We start from the raw sequence: 19,569 nt of genomic DNA, 5'->3' as shown, positions 1-19,569 counted from the left end.
CGGGTGTTGCTGCTTTGGATGGCTCGATCAGGCCCGCACCGATTGCCGCACCTTGGCGCGGAACGGCACGTCCGCTCCCGGGCGCAGGATCACGTAGGCACGGCGCCAGGATGAATCGTCGGTCAATTTCCAGCTATGCCCCGAGCCGGCGGTGTCCTCCGCCAGCAGGATGTTGCCGGGGTGGAGCAGGAAGTGGTGGCCGTCACGCGTCTGGAAATCGAGCGTTCCGCTGAGCGTGATCACCAGCTGCCGGATCGGCGCGGTGTGCCAGGCGAAAGCTCCGCCCGATTCCGTTTCCTGAAAGGAGACGCTGGCGGCATCGATCTTTCCGGTCAGGAAGTCGCCGCGCTGTCCCGGCTCCAGCTCGAGGAAGCCTTCCTCGAAATGCGAGTTGTTGTCCTCTCCGGTCCATAGGCGCACACAGCGGATCATCGTGTCTCTCCTTGCATTGTGGTTACGCCGCTTGCGCGGCGTCGTTCGGACCTGAACGGCACCTCGGCGTCCGGCTCGAGAACCGTGTAGAGCCGCCGCCACGGCGCCTCGTCCGTCATGGTCCAATTGTGGCCCGTCCCGCCGGTATCTTCCGTGAACAGGACATCGCCCGGGCGCAGCGTGAAGCTTCCGTCCGCCGTCTCGAACCGTAACGTCCCGCTCAGGGACATGACGAGCTGGCGCGCTGCGTCGGGATGCCAGCCGAGTTTCGGGTCTGCATCCGTTTCGTGAAACGAAGCGGCATCGATCCGAAGCTTTGCGCTGAGCGCATCGCCCCTCGCCCCGCGCGCGAGCTCGACGACGCCATCCTCGAAGTGCGACTTGCCATCCGCACCCGTCCAGAGTCTGACGCACCGGATCATTGCCGCCGTCCCTTCAGCCGGCCTTCGCGCCAATTGCGAGCGGCACCTTGATCTCGGCCACATAGGGCTTGACCATCTTGGCGGGATCCACGATGCGGTCGAACTCCGGCTCGGTCACGAAACCGAGCTTGAGCGCCGCCGACTTCAGCGTGAGGTCGTTGTCCATCGCATAGTGCGCGATCCGCGACGCCTTGTCGTAGCCGATCACGGGCGCCAGCGCAGTCACGAGCATCAGCGATCTCTCGACATACTCCTTGATCTTCCTGTGGTTCGGCTCGGTGCCCTCGACGAGGAAGGTGCGGAAATTGGTGCAACCATCGGTCAGGATGGTGACAGACTGCGCGATGTTGTGGATGATCAGCGGCTTGTAGACGTTCATTTCCAGATAGCCGCCGGCTCCGCCGAACCCGACGGCGACGTCGTTCGCCATCACCTGCACGGCGATCATCGTCAGCGCTTCGGCCTGCGTCGGATTGACCTTGCCCGGCATGATCGACGAGCCCGGCTCGTTCTCGGGGATCAGCAATTCGGCAAAGCCCGCGCGCGGGCCGCAGGACATCAGACGGATGTCGTTCGCGATCTTGTAGAGCGATCCCGCGAGCGTGCGGAGCGTGCCGGATAGCTGCACAAGCGCGTCATGCGCACCCTGGACGGCAAACTTGTTCGGTGCGCTTACGAAGGGCAGCCCCGTCAGCCGCGCGATTTCCGCGGCGACGGCCTCGGCGAAGCCCGGCGCGGCATTGATGCCGGTGCCGACGGCCGTGCCGCCCAGGGCGAGCCGGAAGACGCCCTTGAGCGCGTCGTCGATGCGGGCCAGATTGTCGGCGAGCATGCCGGCATAGCCGGACCATTCCTGCCCGAGCGTCAGGGGGGTCGCGTCCTGCATGTGGGTTCTGCCGATCTTGACGACGTCGTCCCACTGGCTCGATTTTGCCGCGATTGCGTCGTGCAACGCCTCGACCGCCGGAACGAGCCGCTCGGTCACGTTCATCGCGGCTGCGATGTACATGGCCGAGGGAAAGCTGTCGTTCGAGGATTGCGACATATTGACGTGATCGTTCGGGTGAACCGGATGCTTGCTCCCGAGCGGCGTGCCCGCAAGCTGGCAGCATCGGTTCGAGATCACCTCGTTCACGTTCATGTTGAACTGCGTTCCGCTGCCCGTCATCCAGACGTGAAGCGGAAACATGTCCTGATGCTGGCCGGAGAGGATCTCGTCGCAGACATGCGCGATCAGCTTGTGAATCTTGCCGTCGAGACGGCCGCCGGCGCAATTGGCGTTCGCGGCCGCCTTCTTCAGGATCGCGTAGGACTGGATCATTTCGCGCGGCATCGGGTCCTTGCCGATGCTGAAATGCTCGAGCGAACGCTGCGTCTGCGCCCCCCAGAGCTTATCCGCGGCAACGTCCACTTCACCCAGGCTGTCCGTCTCTTTGCGAAGGTTGTTCATCCGTGCCTCTTGGCAGTTGACGTCGAAAGGCCATCTCGGCGCTGTTAGAAAGTGTATGCACCGCATGAGGCGCATGCTTCCGTGAATGAACGTCCTTTTGCCGAATGGCATGGTGCGCGCTCCGCACCGTCAACGAGCAAAATCATGGGACGTAGATCGACGGTTCAGCTTCGCAGCTGTGGCCGGCAGAGCCAAAGAACGCTCACCGACGATGCGATTGGCAGGACAAGGCCCCAGGCGTGCAGCCATTTCGTCACGCAGGCCCCGATGGCGGCCCCCGACAGGAACATCAGGCAGACCAGAAGCATGACTGCGGTGCCGCGCGCCGCATCGCGATCGGACGCAACTGATTGATCGAGGGCACGGAGCATGTTGCCGGTGACGGTGACGGAGAGATATTTCCAGCGCTCGACCTGCCTGAAGCTGGCCGACTGCAGTGCGGCGCCGAAGGAGATTCCGAGGATCGTGATCATGTCCGGAATCCGATGATACAACAGCATCACCGCGACCAGGCAGACGATCTCTCCGGCGAGGCAGAGCAGCGGCGACTTGAGGCGGATTGCCAGCGATGCCCCGAGCAGAAAGGCGGCAAGCGGAAGAAGATGATGGGTTGCCTGCCGCCATTGCCCGGACATGGCGTCGATGCCGAGGAAGACGACATTGCCGGTTTGCGAGCTTGCAAACACGCCGCCGAGCGAGAGCCATGTAAAGGCGTCGAGAAAACCGCCCGTCATGCTCAGAAGAGACGCCACGAGAACCGATCGCTCCGGCGCTTGGACGACGCTTCCGGTCTCGGCGACCGGTTCCGGAGATACGGCTTGCATCGCCATGTGCGCCGCCCCGCGAGGTCAGCAGCCGGCGTGCGTTGCGGCCTCATCCGGCAGCAGAACGCGACGCGGGTGCGTGAATACGCCGTATCCGTCATCGCGAGCGATCGCGAGCAGCGTGATCCCCGCTTCATCCGCGGTCTTGATCGCGAGTGCGGTGGGTGCGGATACGGCCACGATGACCGGTGCGCCGAGCATCGCCGCTTTCTGCACCATCTCGACCGAAACGCGGCTGGTCAGCAGTACCGCGCCATCGCACGCCGATCTCCCCTCGCGTACGATCGCGCCGGCCAGCTTGTCGAGCGCATTGTGCCGGCCGACGTCCTCTCTGACCAGGCCGATGCCGGCCCGCGGATGCCAGAAGGCCGCCGCGTGGACGGCCCGCGTTTGCTGATTCAGGATTTGGTGCGGAGAAAGGGCCTGCATGGCGCCCAGCAAGTCGCGCGCGTGAAAAACGATGCCCCGGCCCTTCACCCGCGCCGGCGCGCGGCGAGCCTGTTCGAGGCTCTCGATGCCGCATAGCCCGCAGCCAACGGGGCCGCTGATGGTTCGGCGCCGTGCAGCCAGGGATGCCGCGCGGTCACCATCGAGCCACATTCGAACCTCGACGCCGAGATCGTTCGGGATCAGCTCGATGCTGCTGATCTCGCTCGCACGTTCGACGATGGCCTCGGTGAGGCTGAAGCCGATACCGAAATCCTCCAGATCTCCCGGCGTGCCCATCATCACCGCCTGGGTCGAGCCGTTATAGGTGAGCGCAATCGCGGTCTCCTCGGCAACCAGCCGCGAGGTCGACTTCGTCTGACCGCCGCGCCAGGCAATCTCCCAATGCCGCGTGAATGTCGAGCCTTTCGCCATGACTCATACCGTCGCCGGCTGGGACGAATGGCGGGACGCGCGGCTCTTGAGCGCGACCCCGAATGCGATGAATCCCCATCCCTGGAAGATCAGGTCGACGACCAGCATCACACCAAGCAGCCACAAACCGATGGCGGGCCAAGCCGCCACCAGCATGACACCGACGCAGAAGGTCAGGACGCCCGCAGCCACGATCCAACGCCAGCCCGCGGCCGGCCGGATATGGAACCCGGCCCAGATCCTTATCACCCCGGCTACGACCAGGAAGGCACACACTGCGAGAGACAGCGTGAATGAAGCCAGGATCGGATCGTAGAGTATGATGGCCCCGGCGGCCGCATAGACGATCCCGGCCAGTAGCCAAAGCAGGAATCCCCGCAAGCCGCGCACTGAAAACGCTTGCACGATCTGGAAAATGCCGGCGACCGCCATGGTGGCGCCGATGACCAGTACGGACGCGAGGTTCGCCGCCATCAGATTGGCAGATGCAACACCGCCGAGGATCAGTTCGCCGACACCCAGCGCAACGAACCAGCCCCATTTTCCGGTGATGGCGTGGATGGCCCATCCGAGCGAGGCCTTCGAGTTCGACATGTCCGTCATGGCTTGACCCTTGTTCGCACGACGATCCGCAGATCATGAATAGGGCAAGCGTATCGAGATCTGTCCCAACTCATCTTTCGAGGTCGCAGCGATATTATTTGATCCGCACGATACGGACCGTTGCGCGAGAGTCGCGACTAGCGCGGGATGGTCACGACGGTCCTGAATCCGTCGGGGCCGCCGCGGACGTCGACGGTCCCGTGCAGACGCGCCGCAAGCGTCTCGACGATGGAGCGGTCCTCTTCCCGGTACCGACTTTCGTCGGACGAGCCGTTGTCCATGACGCTGCACGCAACCGACGTCGACGTGAGCCATACTTCGAGACGAATGGCGCCTGCCCCGCAGTGGGACACGTGGCGCACCGCACCGGTGATCAGTTCGAAGACGATCATCCCCAGCAGCCAGCAGCGCTCGGAGCTCATCTGCAGCGGATGCAGCAGCAGCGAGAGCGCAATACCCTTGTCTTCGAGGCTCGAGCGGCTGATCGACCGGCATAATTGCTGAAGATAGGCCGCCAGATCGACGGTGGTGGTGAACTGCGGCATTTGCAGCGCGTGGTGAAGTTGTGCATGACCTTCCAGCCGGTCCTGCACGGAAGCGAGGGTCGCCCTCGCTTCGATGCCGTCGCAACGATCGGCCGCCTGTGCCACCAGATCAATCGCCGAGGCGAGCTCGTCGTCGATCCGGTGCGCGAGCTCACGCAGCAGCAGGCGCTCCGCCTTGACGCCGCCATCCGGCGGGAGTTCCGAGAGGCTGCTCATCCTTCACGCGCCTCCCGGCCCAACGGCGTGCTTTGCACTTACGGGTTCTGGCCGCTTCGGCCGGTCTCGTAGAGGAACCAGATGCGCCGTTCCGTTTCGTCGATCCAGTTTTCCAGGACGCTCGCGGTGGCGACATCGCCGTACTCGTCGCAGAGCTCGTGGACCCGGCGCATTTCCCGCGTTAGCTGCTGGTTGTCGCTGCGCAGCTCGGCGAGCATGTCCTGCGGATCGACATAGTCGGCATCGTTGTCGAGAATGCGCTGCTCGCGCGCGATGTGGCCGATCGAGCGCAGCGTCGTGCCGCCGATCTTGCGTGCGCGTTCGGCGATGTCGTCAGTCATGGCGAAGATTTGGTCGGCCTGCTCGTCGAGCATAAGGTGGTAGTCGCGAAAGTGGCTGCCCGACACGTGCCAGTGGAAGTTCTTGGTCTTCAGGTAGAGAGCGAAAACGTCGGCGAGCAGCGCTCTCAGCGCGGCTGGAACGTCCCGGTTCGCATTCGCTCCGAGATCCGTCGGGCTTTGGAGGTCTGCTTTGGTCATGGTCGGCATCCTTGTGTTGGAGGTTGGAAACATCTAACCGCGCGGTGCGCGAGGAATCTTTCCAGCGTGAAAGATCCTTTTGGGATCGCACGCCTGCGAGGGGCGCCCGCTGGCGCGCCGCGGGTTCATTTCACTTGTGTCACCCTGTCCCGCAGCGGCAGAAGCGACATCGATGCGAATACGCCATCGCGACGGATCAATGCGTGGAATAGCCCCGCCGCCAGATGCAGCAGCACGAGGGCAAAGAACGCGAAACCCAGATAGACGTGGGCATTCCAGAGCAGCGTGTGCATCAGGTCGCTCTGCGGCAGCAGCGCGGGAATTCGGATCCCGCCATACAGGACGACCGGATAGGCCGCAGCCCAGAGCATGCCGAGGCCGAGCAACGGCATGACGATCATGAGGCCATACAGGAGCTGATGCGACAATCTTGCTCCAAACTTCATGGGTCTCGAAAGATCGGCCGGCAATGGCGGCGCACCGTAATGCAGCCGCAACGCCAGCCTGATCAGCACGAGGACCAGCAGGATGACGCCGATCGTCTTGTGGACCAGGATGAGCGGCAGATATTTCGGCGCGACCGTGGAGACCATGCCGACGCCAATGAACAGCATGGCGAGGATGCAGACCGCCATCAGCCAGTGCAGAACGCGCTGGATCAGGGCAAAACGATGAGGAACGCTGGTCATGGCTTGGCGGTCTCGGTTCGCGGATAGTCCCTGGCTTCGGCCGCACGCAGATCGTAGGATTTGCGGTAGACCGATGAGCGTGCAGCCGGGAACGGATCGTCCGACACCCGCATTCCCTGTGGCAGGACCGCCGGATCGAAATTGATGTCGCGGCATGGTCCATCGCGCTCCGGCTCGATCCGCTGCACGATCAGCGTTCCGACCGCCACCTTGCGACGGCTCTCGGGCCAGGCCTTGCTCGGATCCGCGGTCGGGTCACCCGGATCGGCCACGGTCGTGACCATGGTCCATCGCAGTGGACCGGCGGTCCGGACCCGTTCGGTGATCTCCTGCTCGAGATAATCCGGCCCGCGCTTTTCGAGGTCGGCCTGCGAGATCGGAATGGGTTGCGCCGAGGGCAACAGCGACCATCGCACGGTGTGGTCGCCGCCTCCGGCGTCCGTGAAAACGAAGCTGTTGAGGCCGTTATAGGGCTCCTCCGCATAACTGCCGGTCCAGGGCGCCGTCTTGGCCCAGGCCGCGAAGGGGCCGAATTCCGGGTTGGCCTGAATGAACGCCTTCATCGCCTCCGGATCCTTCTTGCCGGATGCGATCAGCAGGTCGTGAAATGCCTGCGGCGTGGAAACCGCAAAGAACGGCGGGTTGATCATCGCCATGCGCCACTCTTCGCCGTCTGCCGTCGTGATCATCAATCCCAGGCCGCGGACGCGCACGGTCGCATCGACCGCGTTCGGATCGGCTGTGCCGAGATTGAAACGGCCCAGGGCCGGATAGTGCCCCTGCGCGAAGACCTTGGCCCGGGAGAGTTCCGCGCCGTTTCCATTCGCCTCGAATGTCCCGGTGAAGCAGATTCCCTTGGCATGATTTCGCCGGTGCCCGAGCGGCGGGCCGCTCGGAGGCGTCAGCGCCGCGATCATCCGTTCCGGCGTCAGACGCCCCGGCGAGAGCCATCCCGCAGTGTATGCGAAGGCAGCCGCGCCGCCGCCGACCACGGCCGCAATCAGGACGAGGGACCCAAGCCCCGAACGTGGTAGCTTGCCTTGATTCATCCGGTCTCCTTTGCGATGCGCAGACCGCCTGGCGATCGGGTGCGCGCGACGCTCTTTCGAGCGACGCAGCTTCCTTGTAGCCGGCGGCCAAGGCCCGATCTTTTCGAACCCACCGCCAATTTCGCGAAGGCACGCCTGAGCTGCCTTCGGCGTTCGCCGGACCCGGGAGCCGGCTTCGGGCATTCTCGAAATTTTTCGTGCAATTTGACAATCGATCGTGATGCCCGAAAAGACCCACCCTGCGCCCCGCCCTATTCCAGATGCGCTTCGCACGATGGCGGCGGTCGACTCCCGAACGATGGACCGTGTCGCGACGGGGCCGCCAGCGCCGCAGAGGCTGGAATGCGATTGGGAATCGGATGAGCAAAGTGATCATCGTCACGGGTGCTGCAAACAGCATCGGACGAACCACCTGCCGGCAACTGATGCAGGCAGGCCACACGGTCTACGTTTCAAGCCAGGAAATGAGTGGCCCTATTGCGCAAGGGATCGAGGAGGCTGGATCAAATCCCGGCCAGCCCGGCGCCGATCTCCGCACGATCGAGTTCGACGTCTCTTCGGAATCCTCAGTGACCTCGGCCGTTGAGACCATCATCGCCGAAAACGGCCGCCTCGACGTGGTCGTGCACAATGCCCGGCAAGTCGTTTACGGACCCGCAGAAGCCTTCACGCCGGAGCAGCTTGCCGAGCTCTACGATACCAACGTCCTGATCGCACAGCGCCTCAATCGCGCGGCGTTGCCACAATTGCGCAAGCAGGGTCAGGGCTTGCTGATATGGATCACGTCAAGCAGCGCGCGGGGCAGCTCGGTTCCGTTCCTCGGCGCCTGTGCTTCAACGGAAGCCGCCTTGGATTCGCTGGCACTCAGTTACGCCGGCGAACTCGCGCGTTGGGGCGTCGAGACGACCATCATCGTTCCCAGCGCTCTCGGACCCGGCCACTATGTCCGATCCGGCCGGCCGCAGGATACTGTTCGGGCGGAAGAATACGCGGATGGTCCGACCGCCGACGTGAGTGAAATCGCGCTTGCGGGACTCGCGCAGCTTTCGCCGAAGGATACGGCTCCACAAGATGTCGCAAGCACAGTTGCGAATGTCGTGAACATGCCGTTCGGACAACGTCCGCTGAAAGTTCATTTCGGCCCGGATGACGATGGGGCGGCAGCTGTCGACGCCGTCGCCGACCGCGCTCGCACGGAACTGTTCCGCCGGATCGGCCTGGAGGATCTTCTCAAGCCCGTGTTGATCCGATGAGATCACCCATCGGCGGAGATTTCCCCAATCGACGGTCGTTTCCCAAAAAATCAGGACTCTCCCCGGAGTTCCCTGCCCTCCGGACGAAAGTGATCGGCGACATCCATCGGTGATCCTTTACCGCGATACGGCCGGATGTTACGTTTGAAGTTGCCACCGCGGTCACACGTTTCGGCCCGAGTTCAAGTCATAGAGTACGACGAGTCGGTCGTCGGATTTGATATTTCCAAATGGTCCACCGCTGGCAGAGCAACGCCACAACAGCCACGACCGGACCCTCTCCCCAGGAGAGCTCCGCTCAAGAGATTTTCGTCTTTGGGCCGTTTCGTCTGGACGCCTCGCAGAGACGGATCGAGAAAGGTGGCAATCCGGTCCAACTGTCGGCTCGCGCATTTGACCTGCTGCTGACACTGATCCGGCATGCGGGCGACGTCGTCAGCAAGAGCGATCTGATAGCCAGGACATGGCCAGGCTCCAGCGTCGATGACAACAGCCTGCGCGTCCATATCGCAGCACTCCGCAAGGCGCTCGGGGACGGCAATGCGGGCGCCAAATATCTGAGCACGGTCTCGGGACAGGGTTACTGTTTCGTCGGTTCGGCCGCGAGCCCGGAGCAGAATCAACCTGCACCGACCAAGCCTGTTCGCGCGCACAACCTGCCGGCACATCCCTGGCAGATGGTGGGCCGCGAGCAAACCATCCAGGATATATCGGAAAGGCTCAAAGCCCAGCGTTTCATCACGGTCGTCGGCCCGGGCGGCATCGGCAAGACGACGGTCGCTGTTTCCGCGGGCCACGCCCTTCTCGCGGAATTCGCCGGCCAGGTTCACTTCGTCAGTCTCGGTGAGACCCGCGATGCCGCTCTGGTACCGGCCATTGCAGCATCTTCGCTCGGGCTGCGGGCGCGATCGGACGATCCCTCAAACAACCTTGTGGCATTCCTGCGCGACCGGCGGATGCTGCTCATTCTGGATTGCTGCGAGCATGTCGTCGACGCCGCAGCCGCGCTGGCCGAACGGCTCTACCAGGAGGCACCGCAGTTGCACATCATGGCCACGAGCCGGGAGCTGCTGCGGGTCGAAGGCGAGCACACATATCGGCTCTCGCCTCTGACAAGCCCGCCGGAAAATGCCGTTCTGACGGCCGAGAGCGCGGTTGCCTACCCCTCCGTAAAGCTCTTCGTGGAGCGCGCGGCCGCAGCTGGAGGTGAGTTCGGATTGACGGATGCGAACGCGTCGGACGTCGGCAACCTCTGCTGTCGGCTCAATGGCATCCCGCTCGCGATCGAGCTCACCGCCGGCCATGTGACCGCATACGGAGTCAAGGCCATGGTCCAACTCCTCGACAAGCACTTCAATCTGCTGTGGGAAGGACGACGCACGGCGCTGCCCCGGCACCGGACGCTTCGCGCAACCATCGAGTGGAGCTACGATCTTCTATCCGAGCCCGAACGGGTGGTTCTCAGCCAGCTATCCGTGTTCGTCGGCAGCTTCACCGCCGAAGCCGCCCGAGCGATCGCCGGCAGCGATCCCACTAGCGACGACACGACCATGGCTGCGCTCGACAACCTCGTGGCCAAGTCGATGCTTGCCCTGAACCAGGGCTCGCAATCGATGCGCTACAGGCTCGCGGACGCGACGCGGGCCTACGCGCAGGAGAAGCTCGCCGCCAGCCCCGACGCCGAGATCGTGCCGCTACGCCACGCCTCCTACTTTCGGGATTTGCTTGAAAAGACGGCCGACGAGCCGAATGAAGGCCTGTCGTCGATGGCCGATCAATTCGGCGACATACGCAGCGCGCTGGCGTGGTGCTTCTCGGATCGAGGCGACCGCAGAACCGGCGTCGGCCTCGCTGCGGCAGCGATCCCCCTGTTCTTCAAGCTGTCGCTCTTCACCGAATGCCAGTTCTGGGTCACGCGCGCAATCGAAGCGCTTCATGAGATGGGCGGAAGTGTCAGGCACGACCTCGCACTTCATGCGGCGTTGGCGTCGGCCCGGATGCTGACGGGACAAATCGACGAATTGGGCGTCGGCTATCTCGACAGAGCGGTCGGGTTGGCCGAGACAATTGGCGATGTCGCCGGACAAATCCGTCTGATTGGCCGACTGCATCTGCTCCAATTGCTGGTCGGCAATTTTGACGATGCGCTGGCCACCGCTAAGCGCGGCGAAGCGATTGCCCTCGCCAGCAACGATTCCGTCGGAGTGGCGCGCATGCGCATGTTGCTCGGAACGTCGTGCCACTATCTGGGCGAGGTTGCCGCGTCTCGCTCGTACGTCGAAGCGGCGCTGTCCCATCCGGGCCTGGAAGGCGACTCCCGTGGCGGCCTGACGTCCGATTACCCGAGGCGTCCTCAAATCACCCTCGCCCGCATCTTATGGCTCGAGGGACATCCCGATCAGGCCACGGCGACGGCGCGCCAAGCCATCTCCGATGTGATCGCCATCAACCATCCGACCATATTGTGCATAGCGCTGCCCTGGGCATTCGGTGTTTTCCTTTGGAACGGGGATGTGGGCGTGTGCGAAGAGCACATTGACAGGCTCCTCGTGGAGACCCGCAAGCATAATCTCGCCACCCTCCAGACGGTCGGCGACGCCATGAAAGGGATTGCGCTGTTGGCGCGCGGCGAGAGTGATATCGGGCTGGCCATGCTGAACGCCTCCGTCAAGAAGCTGCAGAGCCAGCGCTACGGCGCGGCGGCCGGACTTTGCGTGCCGCTCGCGGAAGCTCTGGCGGCGACAGGTCGTGGAGATGAAGCACTCGACATCCTCGATCAGGCGATTGCCCGGGGCCGGCGTCGCAACTTCATGGTGGAGATGCCGGACATGTTGCGGGCAAGGGCAGAAGTGCTGATCCGCAAGGACAATCCCGACTTCCTGGAGGCGGAGCGGAGCCTGGCGCAATCACTTGACCTTGCCCGACATCAGGGGGCGCTCGGTTTTGAGTTGCGCACGGCAATCGGTCTTGCAGGGCTATTACAGCGGCGGGGCCGCCGCAGTGAAGCGCAAGACGTGCTTGCGCCCATCTATGGACGATTCACCGAGGGGTTCAATACGTCCGTCCTGAAAGCGGCCAGCGAATTGCTGGCCGAATTGGCGTCTCCGCCTTCGGGCTCGCTCGCCGCGAGTTGATAGCCCTGACACACTCGCGTGGGGGGCGCGAACCCGCAGTGGCCCAGGTCGTGCGGCTGGCGGCGATGCCGTGCAATCCGGATAGAAGCGCGCGGCATGGAAAGACCGCGTCGAGGGGCCGGCGCATTCTTGGTCCGGCAATAGGACTTCGAAGCCAACGTTCTGGAGCACGGGGGATGCGGCGCTCGCCGAGGCCGCACCTGCGTCCGATGACATGTATCGGACGCCGCCCCCGGGGCATCCTGGAGCACCGCCCGTACTATTAGGTCGAAAACTCCGTCATCATCGCTCTCGCGAGCCTGAGATCCGTGGTCTCGAAACCCTCGGTGAATTTGCCGTACACAAGAGCCAGGATTTGGTGCGCATCGGCGGGACGGCCCTGACTCGTCCTCAACCGTGCCAGGCTGATGGCCGCTCTCAGCTCCCAGAACAGCGCACCTTGGCCGCGCGCGACTTCGAACGCCTTGTCGAAGCACTGCTCGGCAGCGATAGCCGAGCGACGCTCGCCGGGATGCCGGAGCAACTCGCCCTTGATGCGCCAGAGCTCGGCCGCATACCACCGCTCATCCCTCGCCTCGCAGCGCGCGAGCGCCTCGTCCGCGGTCGCAAGCCCCAGCGATACTTCGCCGACCTCTCCGAGACACGCCGCCAGTTCGCCGAGAGGAAGCAGGAAGCGCGGCAGGAAACGCGCCTCGCCCGCCAGCTCGAGCGCCTTGCGCAACAACGTCAGTCCGGCGGCGACATCGCCACGCCGCGCCATGACCATGCCCCTGAAGGCGCGCGCCCATACGTTCCATAGACGGATCGGATGACGTTCGGTGTGCTCGAGCAGCATGGTGCAATAGCCTTCCGCAGCATCGAGATCGCCGGCCAGGAAAGCAATCGGACAGGCGCCCTGGCCAAGCACGCTGCAGAAGGTCAGAGCATGACCACTCGCTCGGCCCTCCTCGACATTGCGCTCGACGACGTTCAGTGCCTGATCCGCCAACCCGAGAAGCCACAGGATGCGCGCCTGGAAATAGCGTGCCGAGGCTCGCAGGTCGAACCTGAAACGGATCACCTGCGGCTTCGCCGCCAGATCGGAAAGGCGAGATAAGGTCCGCCCAATGTGATGATGCGCCAACCGCTGGTCACCGAGGTAGTGCAGCGTGGTGGCAAGCAGCCGATCGCCCATCATCCGGTCGACCGAATTTTGGGAATCGGCCACGATATCCGCGAAGCGGTGCGCGAATTCCAACGCCTTGCGGAACTCGCCGTTGTTGAATTGATCGATGCAGAGCCCCCAAAGCGCACGCAACAGATAGTCGCTGTCGCCGAGCTGCTCGGCCAGCTGCAGGGTCGCAGCCCAGGCCGGACCGGCCTCTCGAGCCCTGCCAACGCCGTACATCAGTGACCAGCCAAGCGCGGCCGACAATTGCATGCGGAGCCGCAATGCGCCAGCGGCGCTGCCGTCGAGGCTGGCCAACGCCAGTTCGGTCCGCTCGCGGCACTCGGCGAGGAGCGACAATTGTACCCATAACGGGACGGCCCCTGCGGTCAGCGCCACTCCGATCTGCGCATCTCCGTCGGGCGAGAAAGCCCAATCGAGGCTGGATCGTACGTTGTCGATGTGCTGGCCATAGAAGCCGAGCCACTCCGCCTGCGGCTTCACTTCGCTGTCAGCTTCCGCATTCGCAAAGAACCCGCCATAGTATCCGGCCTGGCGGCGCGCTGCGCCGGGAAATTCGCCGCTGGCGTGAAGCTTTTCCAGTGCATAGGCGCGCGTGGTGTCCAGCAGGCGATAGTACGGGCGCTCGCCGCGAATATCCGCAAGGACGAGCGACTTTGCCACCAGGTTGGCAAGCTCCGCGGTGACATCGCCCATCCCTTCGCCGGCGACCGCGATCACGGCATCGAGCAGAAACTCTCCGGCAAACACGCCGAGCCGCCGCAGGACCCGCGCCTCGGCGTCCGGCAGTAGATCGTAGCTCCAGTCGAGCGTCGCACGAAGCGTTTGCTGCCTGGGCAACGCAGTACGCCGGCCGGTCGTCAGAAATTTGAACCTGTCGTCGAGAAGTGCCGCGATCTTCGGCGGACTGAGCATCACGGCGCGTGCCGCCGCGAACTCGATCGCGAGTGGAATGCCATCCAGCCGGCGGCAGATGGCTGCGACGGCATCGAGGTTCTCTTCGTCGAGCGCGAAGCTGGAGCCCAGCGCTTTCGCTCTGGTCGTGAACAATTCCACTGCCGTGTAGGCCGATGCGGCGTCAGACCCGAGCCGGACTTCGGGCGGCACACCCAGGGGCGGAACGCGATAGACATGTTCGCCGTCAATGCGCAGCGCTTCGCGACTTGTCGCCAGGACGGTCGTTCCGGAACACTGGCTGACGATCGTCTCGGCCAGTTGGGCCACGGTATCAACGACGTGCTCGCAATTGTCGAGAATGAGCAACAACTGCCTGGCGCCAATCGCGCGCGCTATGGAGCCCGGGGTGATCTCCTCCCCTTCGAGCTTGATACCGAGCATGCTGGCGACGGCCGAGGGCACGAGCTTGGGATCGGGCAGCGAGGCCAATTCGACCAGCAACCGGTCGGCCGCAAAACCGGCTGGCAGCGTTCTGGCGGCTTGTAGTGCAAGGGCTGTCTTGCCAATCCCGCCAGGCCCGACGAGGCTCACGACGCGATAAGCCGACAGAAGCTCCCACAAACGCGCGACCGCGGTGGTGCGGCCGATGAGAACGAATGATGCATTGGGAATGTTGGTCGACGGCAGTGGCTGGGGTGCGGCAGATTGTAGCGGGGCATCCATCTGCCGGGTCCGCCATGAACCCAGCAGGCGATAGCCCCGGCCGACCGTTGTCGCCAGCATGTCACGATCCGAACCAAAGGCCTTCCGGATCGCCGCGATATGGACCCGAAGTGCACTCTCCTCGACGAAGACGCCGCGCCAGACACGCTCTGTCAGGTCATTCTTGGTGACCAGCCCGCCTTCGGCCTGAGCCAATTCCGCAAGAATCTCAAAGGCACGACCGCCCAGAGGAACGGACTCTCCCATCGAGCGCAGTTCGCGTCTGGCAAGATCGATCTCCCATTCAGCGCAGGCGTAGACGGGGCGCTGGTTTGGCTCGGCCATCATCGGCATAGCCCCAGGCGGTTGTTTGATCTTGCGCCCAGCGTATCACCAACGCTTTCAAAATACACAATCTGTCCGGCGACCAAGGCCGCCAGACACTCGCCGCAAATATCGCAATGCTCGCACGTCAGCAGCCGCGACAGATGGATCCTTCCAGCATCTTCTCGACCCGTGCGTCCTCCTTGTCGATGGTCGCATCCGAGCCGAGCAGCGGTCCCTTCGTCGGATGACCAACCCCCTCCGATGACGGGAGCGCGGTGCCGAGCGAGTTCGTTCCCGGCGCAGCAGCGCTGGTACCGAGCGCGCCGCCGCTCTCCATCGACATGTGAGATCCCATGCCGCCGCGGGCAGATGCAACGCCCGAGAGCGCAAGGCTGGCAACGACGCAGAGAAACCAGAGCAGTCTCATGGCTCACACTCCTCATGTTGTATGACCTGCACCTAGAACTGGGCGTCGCACACGATTCGACCATGCACGATCGCGCGAGCAACTATGACAATTGTGACAGAGTTCGGCTTCGAAGACGCATCAGACCTTCGTAACCGCGCGCTCTGCCTGATATTCCCGTCATCTTCTCGCAAGAGTGATGCGTGACAAGCAGGGTTTTCCGGCCGGACTGCCTATATAGCCCGGTATAGAAAACAATTCCGGAAACGCCATCAGCCGAGCAGCGATCATCGCCAAGCGACTCTCCGCACGTCACGAACAATGGAGATTCGCTATGAGTGCATTCAAAACCCTGATCGCCGCAGTGCTGCTCTCAACGGCAACGATATCATCCGCCTCCGCGGCTTGGTCCTTTGCCGATCAGGAGCCCGCCGCATTTGCATCAATGTATCCCAATCGCGACGTGCTGAATGGCGGCGCATTGACGCCGGCAGGGCGAATGGGTCTCGAGCGGTCCGGTGGCGCGGCTCCGGTGTTCGGAGCGGGCCACATCTACAACCGCCACGGGCATCGGTGAGCGGCGGCAATACGCAAAGGCAAATTGCCGCGCAACCATGCCTGTCCGTGACCCCGCTCGGCGTGCGACCGCGCCATGCGGCGCACCCCGCGGGTCCGGAGCCTCGATCGATATCATCGGCTCCGAACGTTTGTTCGCGACGACGGCGTAGAACGCTCCCCCAGATCGCGCGCCGGTGACGGGTCAATTCTACGCACACCATTGTAAAACTTCACAGTTCTTCAGCTTCTGTAATCCGGCTCGCGTCGGGTCCCGCGCTACACTCCGGCTATCGACTGTTGGACGAGCAGGCCCCCCATTGGCGCCATACCGCCGCCCGGCAGGCACGATGACCAGCAGCGCTATGGAGGCATCGCTTGATCACTGATGGAAGTGGCCATTTGAGTCCGGACATTGCGAGGCGCCTGCGAAAACTAGCGATCGTCGCCGTCATATTTGCGGCCGGCGCAGCCAGCGCCTCTGCGCAACAGCGATACGATCCCGGTGCGAGCGACACCGAGATCAGGATCGGCAACATCATGCCCTATAGCGGCCCGGCATCGGCTTACGGCATCATCGGCAGGACGATGAGTGCGTATTTTCGCATGGTCAACGACAATGGCGGCATCAACGGCCGGACAGTCGAGTTCATCTCCTACGACGATGGCTACAATCCGTCCCGAGCGGTCGAGCAGGCACGGCGGCTCGTCGAGGCCGACGAAGTGCTCGCGATCTTCGCCCCCTTCGGCACCGCGAGCAACGCCGCCATTCAAAGGTACATGAATAATCGCCACGTGCCGCAATTGTTCGCCATTTCGGGAGCATCTCGCTGGGCTGATCCCGTCCACTTTCCGTGGACGATCGGCTGGCTACCGAGCTACCGAACCGAGGCACGCATCTACGCGGACTATGTCCTGACGCATCACCCTGGCGCCAGGATCGGCATCCTCTACCAGAACGACGACTTCGGACGCGATTATCTGGCTGGCCTGAAGGAGGTGCTGCAAGACAGGTACGCGCAAATGGTGGTTGCGAGCCTGCCATATGAAATCAGCGAGCCGACAATCGACTCGCAGATCGTGGCGATCAAGGCGGCCGCCCCCGACATTTTCATCAATGTCGCCACGCCAAAATTCGCGGCTCAGGCGATCAGGAAGCTCGCCGAGCTGGACTGGCATCCCGTCCACATCATGACGAACGTCTCGGTTTCGGTCGGCTCAGTGTTGAAGCTCGCAGGACTGGACAACGCGAAGGGAGTCCTGAGTGCCGGGTACCAGATGGACGTGACCGACCCGCAGTGGGACTCATACCCGGGCATGCAGCATTTTCGCGCGTTCATGGCGAAATACTATCCGGACGCAGATCGATCCGAAAGCGGCCCGCTGGTGGCATTCAATATGTCGAGCGCGCTCGTTGAGGTGCTTAGGCGCTGTGGCGACGATCTCACGCGCGAGAGGATCATGCAGGTGGCGACGACTCTCGACATCGAGGGGGCGGCCTATATTCCCGGCGTCCGGGTCAAGACATCGCCGACGGACTTTCGCCCGATCGAGCATCTCCAAATGATGCGTTTCACCGGCGAGAAGTGGGAATGGTTCGGTCCGCTCATGAATGGCCATTCGGACCAGATAACGCTTTCGCCCGACTAGCGAGCAATCGCTTTCGAGATGAAGCGCGGGCGCCGACTTCGTGCAAAGGCGAAAATGATCGTTCAATTGATACTGCTCATCCGACACATGCGTACACATGTCTGGCAGGCGAGCCGAGGCGTTCCCGGCGTCGCTTTGTCAAGGAGACGTGCAATGACTACACTGAAGCTCTTGTCGGCCGGACTGATGGTTTCGGCCATGATCGCCTCCCCCGCGATGGCTCGCGAAGGCAGCAACAACGCGCGCCAAACCAATGACGACGCCTATGCGTCGGTTCAGCGCGTTCCGGTGACGTCCAAGCGCAACTGTGTTCGCGCTCCCGACGTCGGTGCGTACGCGAGCGACCCCTGGCGTCGGCCTCCGTGCGAGCCCAAGTCGGGCTATTGAGCACGCCAACCGGAGCGAGCCCCCTTGCCGCAAGGCAATCGTCAGCGCGGACTTGAAGAGGTTCATCTCGGCGCTTCGGGGGCTTCCATCTCACGGACGTGACTGGAGGAAGAATGGCGGCCCTATGAAGCCCCGTTCTTCCGACTGGCCATATCCGAGGCGCATTGATCCGTACCAACAGCGTGGCCCGGCATCTGCCGCGCATACGTTAAAAATGTGGATTGATGGATGGCGATGCCAGCTCCATCGCGGAATTCACCAACCTCGCCATTGCGGTCTCAGGCGCCACGGGGCAGAGGCCTACTCGCTCGAGGCAAGGGCATCAAAGATCGAATCCCGCCGCAGCGGCATCTCGCCATCGACTCGGCGTGTCACCCGCGAAGCGCCTGAACGTCGTCGTGAAGTGGGCCTGGCTCTGAAAACCCACTGTGAGCGCGACCTCAACAATCGGCATCTCGCACTCCCGCAGTAGATCCTTGGAACGCTGTATCCGGTGCCGCAAGATATATTCGTGAGGCCTGCAACCCGTCGCAGCGCGGAACTGGGCGGCGAAATGCATCCGGCTCAGGCCCGCGGCCGCGGCAAGATCCGCCAGCACGATTTTCTTGCGGAAGTGAGTCTCGATATAGTCGAGCACCCGCTTGAGCCGCCACTTCTGCAATCCGTGGACCGGCCTTTCAGAAGTGCATTGGCCGACGCGGGCTCGCTCGTCGAACCTCGGCTGCGCCTCGGACCGCAAGGCAAGGAGCCGGGCAATGACGGCAAATCGCAGGGCGTCGACGCAAAGGGCGCTATCGGTGGCTTTCAATCGCTCCATCGCGACGAGAGCTTCGGACAGGCGCTGAACTACCGGATCGTCGTCACAAATGGGCGCAGTTGTCAGAGAGCTAGGTGCAGTCATGGCCGCGCATTGCCACGGGATTTCGACGCGCAGCCAGCCGGTGTCGCGCGCCGGATTACACGGGGATATGCTGGAGCTGCGCCGTGGCTGCCCTTCGATCGCAATGACCAGACCAAGCCGCCCGAAGGCAATCGTCGTTGCATCAAGGGGGGACAGATCGTCCCTGCGCGAAACGGTGGTAGGCGCGATGACCTTCGGAAGCGGCGCGATCGAGGCCATTGCGATGGCCGAGCGGAAATCTGTTTCGTCCGCGGTGACGGTCGCCTGGGTGTCGCCATGCTTCGGTTGTGGCGACAGTAATAATGGCTGAGACATGATCTTACTCTGGCAAGGACAATCCAAACGATGATGCTCCATTCCGGCGAAGCGCATCGATCGCAGAGTAAGGTAGCAAGCTATGGCCCGATCGCGAGTGAAGAGGCGCAAAATCAGGAAACTTCAGGCTCTCCTTCGCCGACATGCCGACACCGTCGAAGCGATGCGTCGTGCCATCCATTCAATCGAGATGCCGCGCGATATCCTGCAGCTCGCGATGTGAACAGGTGTCGCTTCGACCGCT

General features: G+C 63.2%; 18 protein-coding genes. 5 read left to right on the top strand and 13 right to left on the bottom strand.

Annotation, left to right across the window (positions count from 1 at the left end; genetic code table 11):
* Positions 1 to 27: 27 nt before the first annotated feature.
* The 10 genes from ABIA90_RS02765 to ABIA90_RS02720 form a co-directional block, all read right to left on the bottom strand.
* On the bottom strand, positions 28 to 432 hold the full coding sequence (locus ABIA90_RS02765) for a cupin domain-containing protein (protein WP_166351885.1): 405 nt from the start codon (positions 430 to 432) through the stop codon (positions 28 to 30).
* On the bottom strand, positions 429 to 854 hold the full coding sequence (locus ABIA90_RS02760; protein WP_354117194.1) for a cupin domain-containing protein: 426 nt from the start codon (positions 852 to 854) through the stop codon (positions 429 to 431). Before ABIA90_RS02760 ends, ABIA90_RS02765 begins: the two co-directional genes overlap by 4 nt.
* Positions 855 to 867: 13 nt before the next feature.
* Positions 868 to 2,304 (bottom strand): class II fumarate hydratase, encoded by a 1,437-nt coding sequence (gene fumC, locus ABIA90_RS02755; RefSeq protein WP_354117193.1) that lies wholly within the window; start codon positions 2,302 to 2,304, stop codon positions 868 to 870.
* 164 nt (positions 2,305 to 2,468) lie between these two features.
* Positions 2,469 to 3,134 (bottom strand): YoaK family protein, encoded by a 666-nt coding sequence (locus ABIA90_RS02750; protein WP_354117192.1) that lies wholly within the window; start codon positions 3,132 to 3,134, stop codon positions 2,469 to 2,471.
* An 18-nt stretch (positions 3,135 to 3,152) separates the two neighbouring features.
* Positions 3,153 to 3,989 carry a formate dehydrogenase accessory sulfurtransferase FdhD gene (fdhD, locus tag ABIA90_RS02745; protein WP_247308970.1) on the bottom strand — a complete coding sequence of 279 codons (837 nt, stop codon included), beginning with the start codon at positions 3,987 to 3,989 and terminating at the stop codon, positions 3,153 to 3,155.
* 3 nt (positions 3,990 to 3,992) lie between these two features.
* Positions 3,993 to 4,592, bottom strand: coding sequence for an HdeD family acid-resistance protein (locus tag ABIA90_RS02740; RefSeq protein ID WP_063984294.1), 600 nt, complete (start codon positions 4,590 to 4,592; stop codon positions 3,993 to 3,995).
* Between the two features lie 137 nt (positions 4,593 to 4,729).
* Entirely contained in the window at positions 4,730 to 5,353 is a 624-nt protein-coding gene (locus tag ABIA90_RS02735; protein WP_354117191.1) for a histidine kinase dimerization/phosphoacceptor domain -containing protein, read from the bottom strand.
* A 38-nt stretch (positions 5,354 to 5,391) separates the two neighbouring features.
* Positions 5,392 to 5,892: a Dps family protein gene (locus ABIA90_RS02730; protein ID WP_063986515.1), complete on the bottom strand. Its 501-nt coding sequence runs from the start codon at positions 5,890 to 5,892 to the stop codon at positions 5,392 to 5,394.
* A 125-nt stretch (positions 5,893 to 6,017) separates the two neighbouring features.
* Entirely contained in the window at positions 6,018 to 6,581 is a 564-nt protein-coding gene (locus ABIA90_RS02725; protein WP_354117190.1) for a cytochrome b, read from the bottom strand.
* A complete protein-coding gene (locus ABIA90_RS02720) occupies positions 6,578 to 7,630 on the bottom strand; it encodes a catalase family peroxidase (protein WP_354117189.1) in 1,053 nt (350 codons plus the stop codon). Before ABIA90_RS02720 ends, ABIA90_RS02725 begins: the two co-directional genes overlap by 4 nt.
* Before the next feature lie 359 nt (positions 7,631 to 7,989).
* Here ABIA90_RS02720 and ABIA90_RS02715 point away from each other — a divergent pair, with 359 nt between their 5' ends.
* Complete coding sequence (locus tag ABIA90_RS02715; protein WP_354117188.1) at positions 7,990 to 8,883, top strand: SDR family NAD(P)-dependent oxidoreductase; 894 nt, start codon at positions 7,990 to 7,992, stop codon at positions 8,881 to 8,883.
* 230 nt (positions 8,884 to 9,113) lie between these two features.
* Entirely contained in the window at positions 9,114 to 12,017 is a 2,904-nt protein-coding gene (locus tag ABIA90_RS02710) for an ATP-binding protein (RefSeq protein WP_354117187.1), read from the top strand.
* Between the two features lie 262 nt (positions 12,018 to 12,279).
* Here ABIA90_RS02710 and ABIA90_RS02705 read toward each other — a convergent pair whose 3' ends face one another.
* Together ABIA90_RS02705 and ABIA90_RS02700 are read right to left on the bottom strand one after the other, a co-directional pair.
* The gene (locus tag ABIA90_RS02705) at positions 12,280 to 15,132 is read right to left on the bottom strand and encodes an ATP-binding protein (protein WP_354117186.1); all 2,853 of its coding nucleotides are present in this window, start codon (positions 15,130 to 15,132) and stop codon (positions 12,280 to 12,282) included.
* A gap of 124 nt (positions 15,133 to 15,256) precedes the next feature.
* Positions 15,257 to 15,538 carry a hypothetical protein gene (locus ABIA90_RS02700; RefSeq protein ID WP_028153535.1) on the bottom strand — a complete coding sequence of 94 codons (282 nt, stop codon included), beginning with the start codon at positions 15,536 to 15,538 and terminating at the stop codon, positions 15,257 to 15,259.
* Between the two features lie 313 nt (positions 15,539 to 15,851).
* On the opposite strand from ABIA90_RS02700, the gene ABIA90_RS02695 reads away from it, so the two are divergent.
* The 3 genes from ABIA90_RS02695 to ABIA90_RS02685 all read left to right on the top strand — a co-directional run bounded on the left by ABIA90_RS02695 (position 15,852) and on the right by ABIA90_RS02685 (position 18,109).
* Entirely contained in the window at positions 15,852 to 16,094 is a 243-nt protein-coding gene (locus ABIA90_RS02695; RefSeq protein ID WP_063984300.1) for a hypothetical protein, read from the top strand.
* 380 nt (positions 16,095 to 16,474) lie between these two features.
* Positions 16,475 to 17,722: an ABC transporter substrate-binding protein gene (locus ABIA90_RS02690; RefSeq protein WP_354117185.1), complete on the top strand. Its 1,248-nt coding sequence runs from the start codon at positions 16,475 to 16,477 to the stop codon at positions 17,720 to 17,722.
* Between the two features lie 153 nt (positions 17,723 to 17,875).
* Positions 17,876 to 18,109, top strand: coding sequence for a hypothetical protein (locus tag ABIA90_RS02685; RefSeq protein ID WP_354117184.1), 234 nt, complete (start codon positions 17,876 to 17,878; stop codon positions 18,107 to 18,109).
* A 322-nt stretch (positions 18,110 to 18,431) separates the two neighbouring features.
* Here ABIA90_RS02685 and ABIA90_RS02680 read toward each other — a convergent pair whose 3' ends face one another.
* Entirely contained in the window at positions 18,432 to 19,325 is an 894-nt protein-coding gene (locus tag ABIA90_RS02680; protein ID WP_354117183.1) for a helix-turn-helix transcriptional regulator, read from the bottom strand.
* Between the last annotated feature and the right edge of the window lie 244 nt (positions 19,326 to 19,569).

Source organism: Bradyrhizobium sp. LA6.8 (genome assembly GCF_040547935.1).
GTDB lineage: Bacteria > Pseudomonadota > Alphaproteobacteria > Rhizobiales > Xanthobacteraceae > Bradyrhizobium > Bradyrhizobium barranii.
This window is presented reverse-complemented; position numbering and strand designations above follow the sequence as displayed.